This is a genomic window from Rathayibacter sp. AY1F3 (genome assembly GCF_002931975.1).
GTDB lineage: Bacteria > Actinomycetota > Actinomycetes > Actinomycetales > Microbacteriaceae > Rathayibacter.
Map to the genome: position 1 here is coordinate 152,738 of NZ_PSVF01000004.1, position 15,504 is coordinate 168,241.

Consider the following 15,504-nt stretch of genomic DNA (forward strand, 5'->3'; position numbering starts at 1 on the left):
TCATGGCGACCAGTACCAAGACGACCTCGCGCGGGCGCGGCAGCGCGACTCCGCGCTCCGGCGCGCCGCGATCCGGCCGGGGCTCGGGCAAGGCGGCTGCCGAGACGAAGACGGTGGCCTTCGAGTCCGCCCCGCGCACCAACCCCGCGGTGCGGCTCTGGATGGCGCTGGCCCACCTCGCGGGCGGCGCCGCGCGCGCCCTCGGTCCCGAGCGGCTGGCGAAGGAGGAGCGCCGCGACGGCGTCCCCTTCCTCCTGCTGCTGCTGGCCGTCGCGGGCGCGGTCGTCGAGTGGTTCCTCGCGACCGACCCGGTCGCCCTGGTGCTCGACGCGTGGAGCTTCGGCGGCTTCTTCGGCCGTGTCGCCTACGTGCTGCCGGTCGTCCTGCTCCTCTTCTCCCTCTGGCTCTTCCGGCACCCCCGGTCCGTCGACGACAACGGACGGATCGGCGTGGGCGTCATCACGCTGCTCGTCGCCTCCGCCGGCATCTGCCACGCGCACCTCGGCCTGCCGCAGCCCGGCCAGGGCATCGAGACCATGGCGGCAGCGGGAGGCGTCCTCGGCTGGCTGGTAGGCGCTCCGCTCGCGGCGATCGCCACCGTCCCCGGCGCGACCGTGCTGCTGTCGCTCGTGATCCTGCTGTCGCTGTTCATCATCACCAAGACCCCGCCGAACCGCATCGGCGCGCGCTCGCGGGAGCTCTACGGCTACCTCTTCGGCGCCCCGGTGCTCGACGACGAGGAGCGCGCCCGCCTCAAGGCCGAGCGGGCCGCCGCCAAGGCCGCGGCGAAGGCGGAGGCCGAGCAGGAGGAGGACGCGCAGCAGGACGGCGGAGAGCTGCCCTGGTGGCGGCGCACCGAGTCCGGACGCGAGGACGAGCCGACCGTGCAGACCGAGCTCCCGATCGACTCCTTCACCGAGGTGCTCGAGGGCACCGCTCCCGCCCGCGGCCGCGCGAAGGGCTTCGACACCGCGCTCGAGGAGCGCGACGACGAGGCCCACCCGCCGAGCCGCTCCTACGCCACCGAGGTGCTGGCCGAGGCCGAGACCGCCGAGGCGGCGCTCGCCCGCTTCGAGCAGACGGGCGCTCCCCGCGGCGCGACCGGCGTGGTCGACGACGACGCGACCGAGGTCATCCGGCTCGACCGCCTCGATGTGGCGCCCGCCGTCCCGATCCCGCCCGTCATCGAGACCGGCCCGATCGCGCCCCTCGCCGAGGAGGATCCGACTACCGGCTTCGACTCCTCGTTCGAGGACGACGCGCCGTACCGCCTCCCCTCGGCGGCCGCCCTCTCGACGGGCACGCCCTCCAAGGCGCGCTCGGCGGCCAACGATGAGATGGTCCGCGCCATCACCGAGGTGCTGCAGCAGTTCAACGTGGACGCGACGGTCACCGGCTTCTCCCGCGGCCCGACCGTCACCCGCTACGAGATCGAGCTCGGCCCCGGCGTCAAGGTCGAGCGCGTCACCGCGCTCAGCAAGAACCTCTCCTACGCCGTCGCCAGCAACGAGGTCCGGATCCTCTCCCCGATCCCGGGCAAGAGCGCGATCGGCGTCGAGATCCCCAACACGGACCGCGAGATCGTCTCGCTGGGCGACGTCCTCCGCTCGCCGGCCTCGACGACGTCCACGCACCCGATGACCATCGGCGTCGGCAAGGACGTCGAGGGCGGCTACGTCGTGGCGAACCTCGCCAAGATGCCGCACCTCCTGGTCGCCGGCTCCACCGGCTCCGGCAAGTCCAGCTTCGTCAACTCGATGATCACGAGCCTGCTCATGCGCGCGCGCCCGCAGGACGTGCGCATGGTCCTGATCGACCCCAAGCGCGTGGAGCTCACCATCTACGGCGGAGTGCCGCACCTGATCACTCCGATCATCACGAACCCCAAGAAGGCCGCCGAGGCGCTGCAGTGGGTCGTGAAGGAGATGGACATGCGCTACGACGACCTCGCGTCGTTCGGGTTCCGCCACATCGACGACTTCAACGCGGCCGTCCGCGCGGACGAGATCAAGCTCCCCGCGGGCAGCAGCCGCGTCCTCAAGCCGTACCCGTACCTCCTCGTGGTGGTCGACGAGCTCGCCGACCTGATGATGGTCGCCCCGCGCGACGTCGAGGACTCGATCGTGCGCATCACCCAGCTCGCGCGCGCCTCGGGCATCCACCTCGTGCTGGCCACGCAGCGGCCGAGCGTCGACGTGGTGACCGGCCTCATCAAGGCGAACGTGCCCAGCCGCCTCGCCTTCGCGGTGACCAGCGTGACGGACTCGCGGGTCATCCTCGACCAGCCGGGAGCCGACAAGCTCATCGGGCAGGGCGACGGCCTCTTCCTCCCCATGGGCACCAACAAGCCGATGCGCGTCCAGGGCGCCTGGGTCCGCGAGGACGAGATCGCGAAGGTCGTCGAGCACGTCACCCGTCAGGCGCAGCCCGAGTACCGCCAGGACATCACCGTGCAGGCGCAGCGCAAGGAGATCGACTCCGACATCGGGGACGACCTCGAGCTGCTGGTCGCGGCGGCCGAGCTCGTCGTCAGCACGCAGTTCGGCTCGACCTCGATGCTGCAGCGCAAGCTCCGCGTCGGCTTCGCCAAGGCCGGCCGGCTGATGGACCTGCTCGAGTCGCGCGAGGTCGTCGGCCCCTCCGAGGGGTCGAAGGCCCGCGACGTGCTGGTCACCGCCGAGCAGCTGCCGGGCGTCCTCGCGCGGATGCGCGGCGAGGACCCGGGTGAGGGGCCGGCCGCGCCGTCCTCGGTCGCCCCGGACCCGTACGCGGATCCGCTGGCCGAGCCGACGGGGCCCGCCGCCACCGACTACCACGACGACGACGAGGGGTCCGGCGAGGACGCCTGGACGCTGACGGGACGCGAGTGACCGTCCCGGTCGCCCGCACTGCGAGGAACGGCGGAGCACGATGACCCACCCCACCGCACCGGCTCCGGCCGCGTCGGGCAACTGGAACCTGCCGAACGCGATCACGGTCGTCCGGATCCTGCTGGCGCCCGTCTTCTTCTGGCTCCTGCTGGCCGACGGGGGGCAGGACGGCGGGATCCGGATCGCCGCGGCGCTCCTCTTCATCGTCGCTATCGCCACGGACGGCATCGACGGGCACATCGCCCGGAGCCGGGGCCTCGTGACCGATCTCGGCAAGCTCCTGGATCCGATCGCCGACAAGGTGCTCACCGGCGCGGCGCTCGTCGGGCTCTCGATCCTCGCGGAGCTGCCGTGGTGGGTGACGATCGTCATCCTCGTGCGCGAGATCGGCATCACCGTCTTCCGGATGGCCGTGCTCTCGGACCGGGTGATCCCGGCGTCACGGGGCGGCAAGCTCAAGACGATCGTGCAGTCGATCGCGATCTCCCTCGCTCTGCTGCCGCTCTGGGCCGTCCTCGGCGAGTGGGTCCACTGGCTGAACGGGATCACGATGACGGCCGCGGTGGTGCTCACGGTCGCCACCGGGATCGACTACCTCGCCGACGCCGCCCGCCAGAGCCGGGCCGCCCGGTCGACGCGGTGACGGCCGCGCAGCTGATCGCCGAGCTCCGGCGGCGGGGTGTCGACCTCGCCGTCGCGGAGTCGCTCACCGGCGGCGCGCTCAGCTCCGCCCTCGTGGAGGTGCCCGGCGCCTCCGCCGTGTACCGCGGGGGAGTGGTGAGCTATGCCACCGACCTCAAGGACCGGCTCCTCGGGGTCGACGCGCGCGTCCTCGGCGAGCGGGGGCCCGTCGATCCCGGAGTCGCCGTGCAGATGGCGCGCGGAGCGTCCTCGCGGCTCGCAGCCGACGGGCGTCCGACGCTCGGCCTGGCGACGACGGGGGTCGCCGGTCCGGATCCGCAGGGGGATGCGGTCGTCGGCACCGTCTTCGTGGCGGCCGTACTCGGCGAGGACGAGCTCGTCCGTGAGCACCGGTTCGACGGCGACCGCGCCGCGATCCGCGCCGCCTCGGTCGACGCGGCTCTCGCCCTCGGCGCGGAGCTGATCTCCCGCGGCGCATGAGGCGGATACCCAGCGAGGGCCCTCCGGGAATCGGAATGCGCCGCATTGCGGCCCGGTTACAACTGGTGTCGCTCACACGCAAAGTCCAGTCATCCGGTATTAGAGTCGACACCATACGAACCGGGTAGTGAACAGCTATCCGGTTCTCTCGTCCCAGCCCCCCGATCACCCGCTCCGGAATCTCCGGCGCTCGTGCTCGCGGTGCAGGTGCACGACATGCGGTTGACGTGGAGAAGGAGGGTCCAGTGGTTCTAGTTCGTCAGGAGATCGGCGATGTCCTCAGGGACTTTCGCCTGCAGAAAGGTCGTACGCTCCGTCAGGTGGCGAGCAAGGCGAGCGTTGCGCTCGGCTACCTGAGCGAGGTCGAACGCGGTCAGAAGGAGGCCTCCTCGGAGATCCTCGCCTCTGTCGCCGACGCCCTCGACACCCCCATCTCGGTGATCATGCGCGAGGTCGGCGATCGTCTCGCCGTCATCGAGGGCATCGACACCATCCCCGACACCATTCCGGCCGACATGGTCGCCGGCTTCGACGCGGACCTCGTCACGCAGTAGTCGGCCCCCGTCCCCTCCACTCACCGCACCCGTTCCACGCGAAGGGCGCCCAGGCTCCGGCCGGGCGCCCTTCGGCGTTCCCGGGGGAGTGCGGCCTCCGGGCAGCGGCTACCGTGGACGCATGCGCTTGAGCGAGTTCCGGCAGCTGGTGGACGACGAGTTCGGCGGCGCCTATGCCCGTGTCCTGGTCTCGGACCTCGTGCTGACCGAGCTCGGGGGCCGCACCGCCGAGCGCGCCCTCGCGGACGGAGCGGAGCCGCGCGAGGTCTGGCTCGCCCTCTGCCGCGCCAACGACGTCCCGGAGGCCCGGTGGCACGGCGTGGATCCGCGGAAGCGCCACCGCTGACGCTCCCGTCGCCGAAGCCGTGTTCGACACGCCGACGGCTCGTGCTCGAATCCGTGTTCGAACGGGACTAGGCTCCTCCACAGAAGCAGGAACGGCCCCGTCTCCACGGAGTCGCTCTCGCTCGGCCCCGATGTCGGTGGTCGGGCGTACCGTCGGAGACACCTGAACGGACCTGCTTCACCGCCTTGTCGCAGCCGGCCGGCACTGTCACTCCGACAGCCACCGGCATGTCGCGACAGCCTGTAGGCGACACCACCACGAACACGAGAGCGAGACGGCCATGCCCAGTTCCTCCGACCGCGAGAAGTCCCTCGAGACCGCACTCGCCCAGATCGATCGCCAGTTCGGCAAGGGCGCCGTCATGCGCCTCGGAAGCGACGACCGCGCTCCCGTCGAGGTGATCCAGACCGGTTCGATCGCGCTCGACGTCGCGCTCGGGATCGGCGGGCTCCCCCGCGGCCGCATCGTCGAGATCTACGGCCCCGAGTCCTCCGGAAAGACCACCCTCACGCTGCACGCGATCGCGAACGCGCAGCGCAACGGCGGCATCGCCGCCTTCATCGACGCGGAGCACGCGCTCGACCCCGAGTACGCCAAGAAGCTCGGCGTCGACATCGACTCCCTCCTCGTGTCGCAGCCCGACACCGGAGAGCAGGCGCTCGAGATCGCCGACATGCTCGTGCGCTCGGGCTCGATCGACCTCATCGTGATCGACTCCGTCGCGGCCCTCGTGCCGCGTGCCGAGATCGAGGGCGAGATGGGCGACTCCCACGTCGGCCTGCAGGCCCGCCTCATGTCCCAGGCGCTGCGCAAGCTGACCGGCGGACTGAACACCACGAACACCACGATGATCTTCATCAACCAGCTGCGCGAGAAGATCGGCGTCTTCTTCGGAAGCCCCGAGACCACGGCGGGCGGCAAGGCGCTCAAGTTCTACGCGTCGGTCCGCCTCGACATCCGCCGCATCGAGACGCTGAAGGACGGCACCGACGCGGTCGGCAACCGCACCCGCGTCAAGGTCGTGAAGAACAAGATGGCCCCGCCCTTCAAGCAGGCCGAGTTCGACATCCTCTACGGCGTCGGCATCTCCCGCGAGGGCAGCCTGATCGACTTCGGTGTCGAGCACGAGATCGTCCGCAAGTCGGGCGCCTGGTACACCTACGACGGCGACCAGCTCGGCCAGGGCAAGGAGAAGGCGCGCCAGTTCCTCATCGACAACCCCGATGTGGCCGCCGAGATCGAGAAGCGCATCCTGGTCAAGCTCGGCGTGATCGTCGACCCGAACGCGGCCGTCGAGGCCGCGCCGGTCGCGATCGAGACCAAGCAGCCCGTGCGCAAGGGCGCCTAGCCCGTGGCGGAGAAGGCCGCGGAGGGGGCGAAGGGCCGCCCCGTGGCCTTCCTGCCCTGGGTCGACCGGGGTGCGGCGGGCGACGAGGGCTGGGCTCCGGCGGCGCCGGACGCCGACGGGGCCGGGTCGCTTCCGGAGCCGTCCGGAGCCGGGACGCCGAGTACCAGTGCTCCCCGGACGGTCGCAGGAGAGTCGGGAGGCTCCGCCCTCGGCGGCGCCGCGTCTCCGGCCTCCGAGCGGATCGCCGAGCTCTCGGCTCACGTCGCCCGGCGCGCGCCGGCGTTCGTCGAGAAAGCGGACGACGAGGACGACGACGACGCGGTCGCGATCCCGGAGGAGATCGATCCCGAGCAGGTCGCGGATCGGATCGTACGGGGGCTCTCCCGCAAGAGCCTCTCGGTCGCCGAGGTCGAGGCGCGCCTCTACACGGAGGGCGTCGCCGAGAAGGACGCCCTCGAGATCCTCGAGCGCTTCACGCGCTTCGGCTACCTCGACGACCTCCGCATGGCGGAGCAGCTGGTCGTCTCGCTCCGCGACCGCAAGAAGCTCGGCCGCTCCTCCATCCAACAGGAGCTGCGCGCGCGGAAGATCGACCCCGAGGCGATCGCGTCAGCGCTCGATGAGCTGGACGGCGACGACGAGTACCGCACGGCGCTCGAGCTCGCGCGCAAGCGCCTACCGAGCCTGCGCTCGCTCTCCGACGAGGTCGCCGAGCGCCGGCTCACGGGGTTCCTCGCGCGCCGCGGCTACGCCGGCGGACTCGTGCAGCGCGTCGTCCGCGAGACGATCCGCAAGCCGGGGTCGAGCGTCCGCTTCCGCTGACACGGCGGCCCGGGAGCGGTCCGACCGGAGCGTAGAATCCCACACCATGAGCACGCTCGGTACCGCCCCGTCGCCCGTCGCCGAGACCCGGCCGAGGACCTACGAGGTCCGTACGTTCGGGTGCCAGATGAACGTGCACGACTCCGAGCGGCTGAGCGGTTCGCTCGAGGCGGCGGGCTACGTGTCCGCCGATGGAGCCGAGGCCGACGTCGTCGTCATCAACACCTGCGCGGTGCGCGAGAACGCCGACAACAAGCTCTACGGCAACCTCGGCCACCTCGCGTCGGTGAAGCGCCGCCACGAGGGGATGCAGATCGCGGTCGGCGGCTGCCTCGCGCAGAAGGACAAGAACGTCATCCTCGACCGCGCCCCGTGGGTCGACGTCGTCTTCGGCACGCACAACATGGGCGCCCTCCCGAGCCTGCTCGAGCGCGCCCGCCACAACGACGAGGCGCAGCTCGAGATCCTCGAGTCGCTCGATGTCTTCCCCTCCACGCTCCCCACGAAGCGCGACTCGACCTACAGCGGCTGGGTCTCGATCTCGGTCGGCTGCAACAACACCTGCACCTTCTGCATCGTCCCCTCGCTCCGCGGCAAGGAGAAGGACCGGCGTCCCGGCGACGTGCTCGCCGAGATCCAGGCGCTCGTGGACGACGGCGCGATCGAGGTCACCCTTCTCGGCCAGAACGTGAACTCCTACGGCGTCGAGTTCGGCGACCGCCAGGCGTTCTCGAAGCTGCTCCGCGCGGCGGGCACCATCGACGGGCTCGAGCGGATCCGCTTCACGAGCCCCCATCCCGCGGCCTTCACCGACGACGTGATCGACGCCATGGCCGAGACGCCGGTGGTGATGCCGCAGCTGCACATGCCGCTCCAGTCCGGCTCCGACCGCGTCCTCAAAGCGATGCGCCGCTCCTACCGCTCCGAGAAGTTCCTCGGGATCCTCGACCGGGTGCGCGATCGCATCCCGCACGCGGCGATCAGCACCGACATCATCGTGGGCTTCCCCGGCGAGACGGAGGCCGACTTCCAGGAGACCCTGCGCGTGGTCGAGGCGGCCCGCTTCGCCTCCGCCTTCACCTTCCAGTACTCCATCCGGCCCGGCACCCCGGCCGCGACGCTGCCCGACCAGATCCCCAAGGCGGTCGTCCAGGAGCGTTACGAGCGGCTCGTCGCCCTGCAGGACGCGATCAGCGAGCAGGAGAACCGCGCAGTCGTCGGCCGAGAGGTCGAGGTCCTCGTCGCGACCGGCGAGGGCCGCCGCGACACGGAGACGCACCGGCTGAGCGGACGCGCCGAGGACAGCCGTCTGGTGCACTTCGACGTGCCCGAGGGCTCCGAGCAGCCGCGTCCCGGAGACGTGGTCTCCGTCCGGGTCACCCGTGCCGCCCCCTTCTACCTCCTGGCGGATTCACCCGACGGCGCGCCGCTCCGCATCCGCCGCACCCGCGCGGGCGACGCCTGGGACCGGGCGCAGACCGGGTCCTGCGGAGTTCCGGCCGCCCCGGGCGCGAGCGGGGCGCCCCGGGTCTCGCTGGGCCTGCCGTCGCTGCGCGTGCGCGACGCCGGCACGCTGACGACGCCGATCTACGACGCCCTCGATGGCGAGCGCTGAGACCGGAGCCCCCGATACCGCGCCGGAGCTCATCGCGGTCGTCGGCGCGACCGGCACGGGCAAGTCCGACCTCTCGCTCGAGCTCGCCGAGGCGATCCGGCAGGACGGCGGCGCCGCTGAGATCGTGAACGCCGACGCGATGCAGCTCTACCGCGGGATGGACATCGGCACCGCGAAGCTGCCCGCCGACGAGCGTCGGGGCGTCCCGCACCACCTGCTCGACGTCCTCGACGTGACGGAGGAGGCGTCGGTCGCCCGCTACCAGAGCGAGGCGCGGCGCGTGATCGAGAGTGTGCTGGCGCGCGGGGCGACGCCGATCCTCGTCGGGGGCTCCGGTCTGTACGTCTCCAGCGTCGTCTTCGAGTTCTCGTTCGCGGGCACCGACCCGGCCGTCCGGCGCCGGCTCGAGGAGACCGCCGAGCGGGAGGGCCTGGGCGCCCTCGTCGAGCGGTTGCGCCGGATCGACGCCGGAGTGGCCGAGCGGATCGGTCCGCACAACGCCCGGCGCATCGTCCGCGCGCTCGAGATCGCGGAGCTCACCGGCGGGAGCACGCACAGCGCGCTGATGTCCGACGAGCCGGTTCGGTGGCGCCCCGCCTCGATCCTGTTCCTCGAGGCTCCGCGGGAGGAGCTGGTGCAGCGCCTCGACCGGCGGGTGGAGCGGATGTGGGCGGCCGGGATGCTCGACGAGGTCGAGCGGCTCGTCCCCCTCGGCCTGGAGCGCGGCGTCACAGCCGGGCGGGCCATCGGGTACGCCCAGGCGCTCGCCCAGCGTGCCGGCGTCCTCCGCGAGGAGGAGGCGATCGCGGCGACGCAGGCGCTCACGCGCCGCTACGCACGTCGGCAGAACAGCTGGTTCCGGCGCTACGCCGGCGCTCACCGGCTCCCGTACGACGCGCCGGACCTGGTGTCGCGGGCGCACGCCGCCGCCCAGGCCGCCGCTCCCGCTCCTCGCTAGGCTGTGCGCCATGACGATCGAGCTGCACTTCACCAAGGGCCAGGGCACCGGCAACGACTTCGTGCTCTTCAGCGACCCGGACGGTGAGGTCGACCTCTCGCCCGCGCAGATCGCGATGATCTGCGACCGCCACTTCGGCGTCGGCGCCGACGGCGTCATCCGTGCCGTCCGCTCCCGCGCGATCCCGGAGGGCGCCGCGGCTCTGGCCGAGGAGAGCGAGGCGGAGTGGTTCATGGACTACCGCAACGCCGACGGCTCGATCGCCGAGATGTGCGGCAACGGCATCCGCGTCTACGCCGCGTTCCTGCTCGCGGGCGGCCTCGCGGCGCTCGAGCCCGGCGACACCCTGCCGATCGGCACCCGCGCCGGCGTCCGCGACGTCACCCGCAGCGGTGCCGGGTTCCAGGTCGACCTCGGCCGCTGGGAGCTGGCGGGCGGCGAGCCCCTGGTGCGGGCGAAGGAGCTCAAGGTCGCGCGCCCCGGTCTCGGGATCGACCTCGGCAATCCGCACGTGGTCGTCGCCCTCAGCAACGACGAGGAGCTCGACTCCGCCGACCTCTCCTACATCCCGCAGCTCGACCCGGAGCCCGAGGACGGCGCGAACGTCGAGTTCGTGGTTCCCGGCGAGCCCCTGGTCCACGACGGGATCGGGCGGATCCGGATGCGCGTGCACGAGCGCGGCAGCGGCGAGACCCTGAGCTGCGGCACGGGTGCCGCGGCGGCGGCACTGGCGGTGCGCTACTGGGCGGGAGCGCGCGCTCCGCAGGCCTGGCGCGTGGAGGTCCCGGGCGGCACGCTCGGCGTGACGATGTTCGCGGCGGAGGAGGGCGAGCACGTCGGGCTCTCCGGCCCGGCCGACCTCGTCTTCACCGGGACGATCCGGATCGACTGAGGACCAGGTCAGGCCCGGCGGGTCGTCCGGAGCACGCGGAAGCCCTTCGCCGAGGAGACGCGCTCCACGTCGAGCCGCCCGGCGAACGCGGCGCCCAGCCAGGTCTGGAGCGAGTCTGAGCCGAGGTTGCGCTGCACGACGAGCCAGGCGTCCGCGCCCTCCTCGAGCCGCGGCAGCCAGCGCTTGAGCAGGAGGTGCAGCTCCTCCTTGCCGATGCGGATCGGCGGGTTCGACCACACCGTGCGGAAGCGGACGTCGTCGGGAACATCCTCGGGCAGCACGGCGTTGACATTGAGGACGCCGAGTTCCTCGCAGTTGCGACGGACCAGCTCGAGCGCCCGCTGGTTGACGTCGACCGCCCACACCCGGGCGTCGGGGGAGGCGAGGGCGAGCGCGAGGGCGATCGGGCCCCAGCCGCAGCCGAGGTCCAGCAGGTCCCCGTCAGCGGGGGCGTCGGGCACCGCGTCCAGCAGGACGCGCGTGCCGAGATCGACGTGACCGGGGCTGAACACCCCTCCTGCCGTCGTGACCTCGAGGTCGCGGCCGGCCAGGCGGGCCTGGATCCTGCGGGGCCGGAGGTCGCCGTCGGGAGTACTCGAGAAGTAGTGCTCGGCGGCCATGAGAAGTGAACCTATCAAGACCTGAGGAGTTAGTGTTATCCGGATGACGGAAGACCTGAACGAGACCGACACGACCGAGGCCGTGGACGTCGTCTCGAGGGTCCTGGCGAACGCGCAGTCGCGTTCGGCAGGGTACTCGCGCTTCGTCGCGGGTGGAGCCCAGGCGCTGCAGAGCGCCGGCCACGAGGGCGAGAACAGCGACGGCGAGCAGTTCGACCGCGACGACCGGCAGGCGCTGCGACGCGTCGCCGGCCTCTCGACCGAGCTCGAGGACGTCACGGAGGTCGAGTACCGCCAGCTGCGCCTGGAGAACGTCGTGCTCATCGGCGTGTACTCGCAGAACTCGCTGGAGGACGCGGAGAACTCGTTGCACGAGCTCGCCGCGCTCGCGGAGACGGCGGGAGCGACGGTCCTCGACGGCCTGCTCCAGCGCCGCCCGCACCCCGATCCGAGCACCTACCTCGGCAAGGGCAAGGCCCAGGAGCTCGCGGGGCTCGTCGCGGCCCTCGGCGCGGACACGGTCGTCGCCGACACCGAGCTCGCACCGAGCCAGCGGCGTGCGCTGGAGGACGTGGTGAAGGTCAAGGTGATCGACCGCACCGCGGTGATCCTCGACATCTTCAGCCAGCACGCGAAGAGCCGTGAGGGCAAGGCGCAGGTCGAGCTCGCGCAGCTCGAGTACCTGCTCCCGCGACTGCGCGGCTGGGGCGAGTCCATGTCCCGCCAGGCCGGCGGCCAGGTGGGCGCGGGAGCCGGAATGGGCTCGCGCGGTCCGGGTGAGACGAAGATCGAGCTCGATCGTCGCCGCATCCACACCCGCATGGCGCGCCTGCGCAAGCAGATCACGGCGATGAAGCCCGCCCGCGAGGCCAAGCGCGCGAACCGCAAGCGCAACGCCGTCCCCTCGGTGGCGATCGCGGGGTACACGAACGCCGGCAAGTCGAGCCTGCTGAACCGGATGACGCACGCGGGCGTCCTCGTCGAGAACTCGCTCTTCGCGACCCTCGACGCCACCGTTCGCAAGGCCCAGACGAAGGACGGGCGCCTCTACACGCTCGCCGACACGGTCGGCTTCGTGCGAGCGCTTCCGCACCAGCTCGTCGAGGCCTTCCGGTCGACGCTCGAGGAGGTCGCGGACTCCGATGTGATCGTCCACGTCGTGGACGCCTCCCACCCCGATCCGGCCGGGCAGATCGCCACCGTGCGCGACGTGATCGGCGAGGTGGGCGCCCGCAGCATCCCCGAGATCATCGCCTTCAACAAGGCCGATCTGGTGGACGAGGGCACGCGGCTGGTGCTGCGCGGTCTCGCTCCCGACGCGGTCTTCGTGTCGGCGCGCAGCGGCGAGGGCATCGACGAGCTGGAGGCGCGGATCGCCGAGATCCTGCCCGAGCCGGACGTCGAGATCGACCTGCTCGTGCCGTACGACCGGGGCGACGTGATCTCGCATCTGCACCGCAGCGGCCGGATCCTGTCGACGCAGTACGTCGAGGGCGGCACCCACGTGGTCGCCCTCGTGCACGCCGATCTGGCGGGCTCGCTCACCGAGTTCGCGGTTCCGCGCGCGGCCGTCCAGGCCTGATCGCCACCACCCGAGCGCCCGTCTCCCCGTCAGGGAGGCGGGCGCTCGGCGCATCCGGGAGGGGGTGCGGCGTCCCGCACCATCGACCCGCTCCGGCGGCCGGAGGGTTCGGCGATCTCGTGTCGGCGGCCCTCCTCCTGCGTTCCCGGTGTCAGACCGAGCGGAGGACCGCCACGATCTTCCCGAGCACCTCGGCCTCGTCGCCGAGGATCGGCTCGAAGTTGGAGTTGCGGGGCAGCAGCCAGGTGTGGCCGTCGCGCTGGCGCAGAACCTTGACGGTGGCCTCGCCGTCGAGCATGGCCGCTACGATCTCGCCGTTCTCGGCGGTGCGCTGCGAGCGGACCACGACCCAGTCGCCGTCGCAGATCGCGGCGTCGATCATCGACTCGCCGACGACCTTGAGCATGAAGAGCTCGCCCTTGCCGACGAGCTGCCGGGGAAGCGGGAACACCTCGTCGATCTGCTGGTCGGCCATGATCGGCACACCCGCCGCGATCCGGCCGACGAGGGGGACCATCGCCGCGTCGCCGACCGTCGCGGTCGACTCGAACGACCCGTCGTCCTCCGTCGAGCTGGGGACGTCGATGAGGATCTCGAGGGCGCGGGGCCGGTTCGGGTCACGGCGCAGGTAGCCGCTGAGCTCGAGCTGGTTGAGCTGGTGGGTGACGCTCGACAGCGAGGCGAGGCCGACCGCGTCGCCGATCTCGCGCATGCTCGGCGGGTAGCCGCGGCTCGACACCGAGCGCTGGATCGCGTCGACGATCGCGAGCTGCTTGGCGCTCAGGCTCTTCCGGCGCCGGCCCGCGGCCGCCTTCGTCTTGGCGGCCGGGGTCCCGGCCCTCTGCGCGTCGCTCACGATGCTCCCTCTTCCCGGTGCGCACGCCGCGTGCGCGCCCGCCCGGTCGCGACCCGACAAGGAATGTCGGTGGTCGCTGCTGTACTACGACCAGGCTCTCGAAACTGTATCCGCCGGAACTCCCGACCCGGAACATTCGTTCGAGTGTGTCGCGCGCGTGTCCGCCCGCGGATCAGCCGGACGGTCCCTTGACCGCTCCGTCGTTCGAAGATATGTTCGGTACAGGCGTTCGGGGCGGCCCTCCCGGCCGAGGGCCTCCCCGAATCCCTGTTGAAAGGAGCGATCCCATGACCGCACAGCTCACCTCCCGCCCGCTCCAGCGCTCGTCCGCGGCTCGGCCCGTCGAGGTCCTGCCGTTCGCTCCCGAGCCGATGAACGCGTTCGGCGAGGCGCGCATCGTCCGCACCCGTCTGCGCCTCACGCGCCGCGGCCGCGCCGTGGTGGCCGCTCTGGGGGCCCTGCCGATCGTGGCGGGCGCCTTCGCCTTCGGGCTCAACGGCGGTGGAGCGGTCGCGTCGAGCGACGCCGCTGCGGTCGAGTTCCAGTACGTCACCGTCCACGCGGGCGAGTCGCTCTGGTCGCTCGCCGAGGAGCTCGCCCCGCAGGCGGACCCGCGCGACGTGGTCGACGACATCCTCTCCCTCAACCAGCTCTCGAGCGCGGGCGTCGAGCCCGGGCAGCGCCTCGCGGTCCCGGCCGAGTACGACACCGCTCGCTGAGCCGGGCTGCCCGGACGTCCGCGCCGGGTGCTTCGCTACCATTCCCTGGTGACGACTCTCGACGACCTGCCCCTCCGCGACGACCTCCGAGGCAGGCACCCGTACGGTGCACCCCAGGCGGTCGTGCCCGTCGCCCTCAACGTCAACGAGAACACCCACCCGGTCCCGGACGACGTGATCGCCGACATCGTCGGGCGGGTCACGGAGGCGCTGCGCACCGTCAACCGGTACCCCGACCGCGAGTTCCGAGAGCTGCGCGACTACCTCGCCGGCTACCTCGGTCACGGGCTCACCGCGGACGGCGTGTGGGCTGCGAACGGATCGAACGAGGTGCTCCAGCACGTCCTTCAGGCGTTCGGCGGTCCCGGGCGCTCGCTGCTGGGGTTCGCGCCCACCTATTCGATGTACTCGATCCTCGCGTCGGGGAGCGGAACGGAGTGGATCCCCGCTCCGCGCGAGGCGGAGTTCGAGATCGGAGCCGAGTACGCCGCGGAGCAGGTGCGCCGGGCCCGGCCCGACATCGTCTTCCTCTGCGCTCCGAACAACCCGACCGGGACGCCGCTCGACCTCGCCGTGATCGAGGCTGTCTACGACGCGACCGACGGCATCGTCGTCGTCGACGAGGCGTACGCCGAGTTCGCCGGCAGGGGCGCGCCCACCGCGCTGAGCCTCCTCCCCGGGCGACCGCGCCTGCTCGTGTCCCGCACCATGAGCAAGGCCTTCGCCTTCGCCGGTGTCCGCCTGGGCTACCTCGCCGCCGACCCCGCGGTGATCGACGCGCTCCGCCTCGTCCGCCTCCCGTACCACCTGTCGGCCCTCACCCAGGCCGCCGCGACCGCCGCCCTCGCTCACGCCGACGAGATGCTCGCCATGGTCGGCGAGATCATCGTGCAGCGCGACCGGATGATCGACGGACTGCGCGCCCTCGGCTACCGCCCGTACACGACCGGCAGCAACTTCGTCCTCTTCGGCGGCGTCGCGGATCCGGCCGCCGTGTTCGAGGGCCTGCTCGCCCGCGGCGTGCTCATCCGCGACGTCGGCATCCCGAACCACCTCCGCGTCAGCGCCGGCACCGAGGAGGAGACGACCGCGTTCCTCGAGGCGCTCGCCTCCCTCCCCGCACCGTCGGCCGACCCTGCGGTGGCGCTCTCGCGCGAGTAGAGGTCTGCCCGGGGTCGGTGACGCGGCGCGAATAGACTG

15 protein-coding genes are annotated in these 15,504 nt (G+C 71.8%); 13 read left to right on the top strand and 2 right to left on the bottom strand.

Annotated elements, in window-relative coordinates; translation table 11 throughout:
- Positions 1-2 precede the first annotated feature (2 nt).
- The 10 genes from C5C39_RS04525 to dapF all read left to right on the top strand — a co-directional run bounded on the left by C5C39_RS04525 (position 3) and on the right by dapF (position 10,527).
- On the top strand, positions 3-2,870 hold the full coding sequence (locus tag C5C39_RS04525) for a DNA translocase FtsK (protein ID WP_104352770.1): 2,868 nt from the start codon (positions 3-5) through the stop codon (positions 2,868-2,870).
- Positions 2,871-2,910: 40 nt separating this feature from the next.
- Complete coding sequence (pgsA, locus tag C5C39_RS04530; RefSeq protein ID WP_104226303.1) at positions 2,911-3,513, top strand: CDP-diacylglycerol--glycerol-3-phosphate 3-phosphatidyltransferase; 603 nt, start codon at positions 2,911-2,913, stop codon at positions 3,511-3,513.
- Positions 3,510-3,992 (top strand): CinA family protein, encoded by a 483-nt coding sequence (locus tag C5C39_RS04535; protein WP_104352771.1) that lies wholly within the window; start codon positions 3,510-3,512, stop codon positions 3,990-3,992. The genes pgsA and C5C39_RS04535 overlap by 4 nt, the downstream gene beginning before the upstream one ends.
- Before the next feature lie 245 nt (positions 3,993-4,237).
- Positions 4,238-4,546 (top strand): helix-turn-helix domain-containing protein, encoded by a 309-nt coding sequence (locus tag C5C39_RS04540; RefSeq protein WP_068207524.1) that lies wholly within the window; start codon positions 4,238-4,240, stop codon positions 4,544-4,546.
- 121 nt (positions 4,547-4,667) lie between these two features.
- Positions 4,668-4,892, top strand: coding sequence for a DUF3046 domain-containing protein (locus tag C5C39_RS04545; protein WP_104224474.1), 225 nt, complete (start codon positions 4,668-4,670; stop codon positions 4,890-4,892).
- A 280-nt stretch (positions 4,893-5,172) separates the two neighbouring features.
- The gene (gene recA / locus C5C39_RS04550) at positions 5,173-6,240 is read left to right on the top strand and encodes a recombinase RecA (RefSeq protein WP_104224475.1); all 1,068 of its coding nucleotides are present in this window, start codon (positions 5,173-5,175) and stop codon (positions 6,238-6,240) included.
- A gap of 42 nt (positions 6,241-6,282) precedes the next feature.
- Positions 6,283-7,062 carry a regulatory protein RecX gene (locus C5C39_RS04555; protein ID WP_181136312.1) on the top strand — a complete coding sequence of 260 codons (780 nt, stop codon included), beginning with the start codon at positions 6,283-6,285 and terminating at the stop codon, positions 7,060-7,062.
- Positions 7,063-7,108: 46 nt separating this feature from the next.
- On the top strand, positions 7,109-8,677 hold the full coding sequence (gene miaB / locus C5C39_RS04560) for a tRNA (N6-isopentenyl adenosine(37)-C2)-methylthiotransferase MiaB (protein ID WP_104352773.1): 1,569 nt from the start codon (positions 7,109-7,111) through the stop codon (positions 8,675-8,677).
- Entirely contained in the window at positions 8,664-9,635 is a 972-nt protein-coding gene (miaA, locus tag C5C39_RS04565) for a tRNA (adenosine(37)-N6)-dimethylallyltransferase MiaA (RefSeq protein ID WP_104233272.1), read from the top strand. Before miaB ends, miaA begins: the two co-directional genes overlap by 14 nt.
- A gap of 10 nt (positions 9,636-9,645) precedes the next feature.
- Positions 9,646-10,527 (top strand): diaminopimelate epimerase, encoded by an 882-nt coding sequence (gene dapF, locus C5C39_RS04570; protein ID WP_104226308.1) that lies wholly within the window; start codon positions 9,646-9,648, stop codon positions 10,525-10,527.
- A gap of 8 nt (positions 10,528-10,535) precedes the next feature.
- Here dapF and C5C39_RS04575 read toward each other — a convergent pair whose 3' ends face one another.
- The gene (locus C5C39_RS04575) at positions 10,536-11,147 is read right to left on the bottom strand and encodes a class I SAM-dependent methyltransferase (protein ID WP_104352774.1); all 612 of its coding nucleotides are present in this window, start codon (positions 11,145-11,147) and stop codon (positions 10,536-10,538) included.
- Between the two features lie 43 nt (positions 11,148-11,190).
- Between C5C39_RS04575 and hflX the strand changes: the two genes are divergently transcribed.
- Entirely contained in the window at positions 11,191-12,729 is a 1,539-nt protein-coding gene (gene hflX / locus C5C39_RS04580) for a GTPase HflX (RefSeq protein ID WP_104224481.1), read from the top strand.
- Positions 12,730-12,880: 151 nt separating this feature from the next.
- Here the strand turns inward: hflX and lexA are convergent, their stop codons facing one another.
- Positions 12,881-13,585: a transcriptional repressor LexA gene (gene lexA, locus C5C39_RS04585; RefSeq protein ID WP_104352775.1), complete on the bottom strand. Its 705-nt coding sequence runs from the start codon at positions 13,583-13,585 to the stop codon at positions 12,881-12,883.
- A gap of 287 nt (positions 13,586-13,872) precedes the next feature.
- On the opposite strand from lexA, the gene C5C39_RS04590 reads away from it, so the two are divergent.
- Together C5C39_RS04590 and C5C39_RS04595 are read left to right on the top strand one after the other, a co-directional pair.
- On the top strand, positions 13,873-14,304 hold the full coding sequence (locus C5C39_RS04590) for a LysM peptidoglycan-binding domain-containing protein (protein WP_308471207.1): 432 nt from the start codon (positions 13,873-13,875) through the stop codon (positions 14,302-14,304).
- Between the two features lie 48 nt (positions 14,305-14,352).
- Positions 14,353-15,465 carry a histidinol-phosphate transaminase gene (locus C5C39_RS04595; protein WP_181136313.1) on the top strand — a complete coding sequence of 371 codons (1,113 nt, stop codon included), beginning with the start codon at positions 14,353-14,355 and terminating at the stop codon, positions 15,463-15,465.
- Positions 15,466-15,504: the final 39 nt, after the last annotated feature.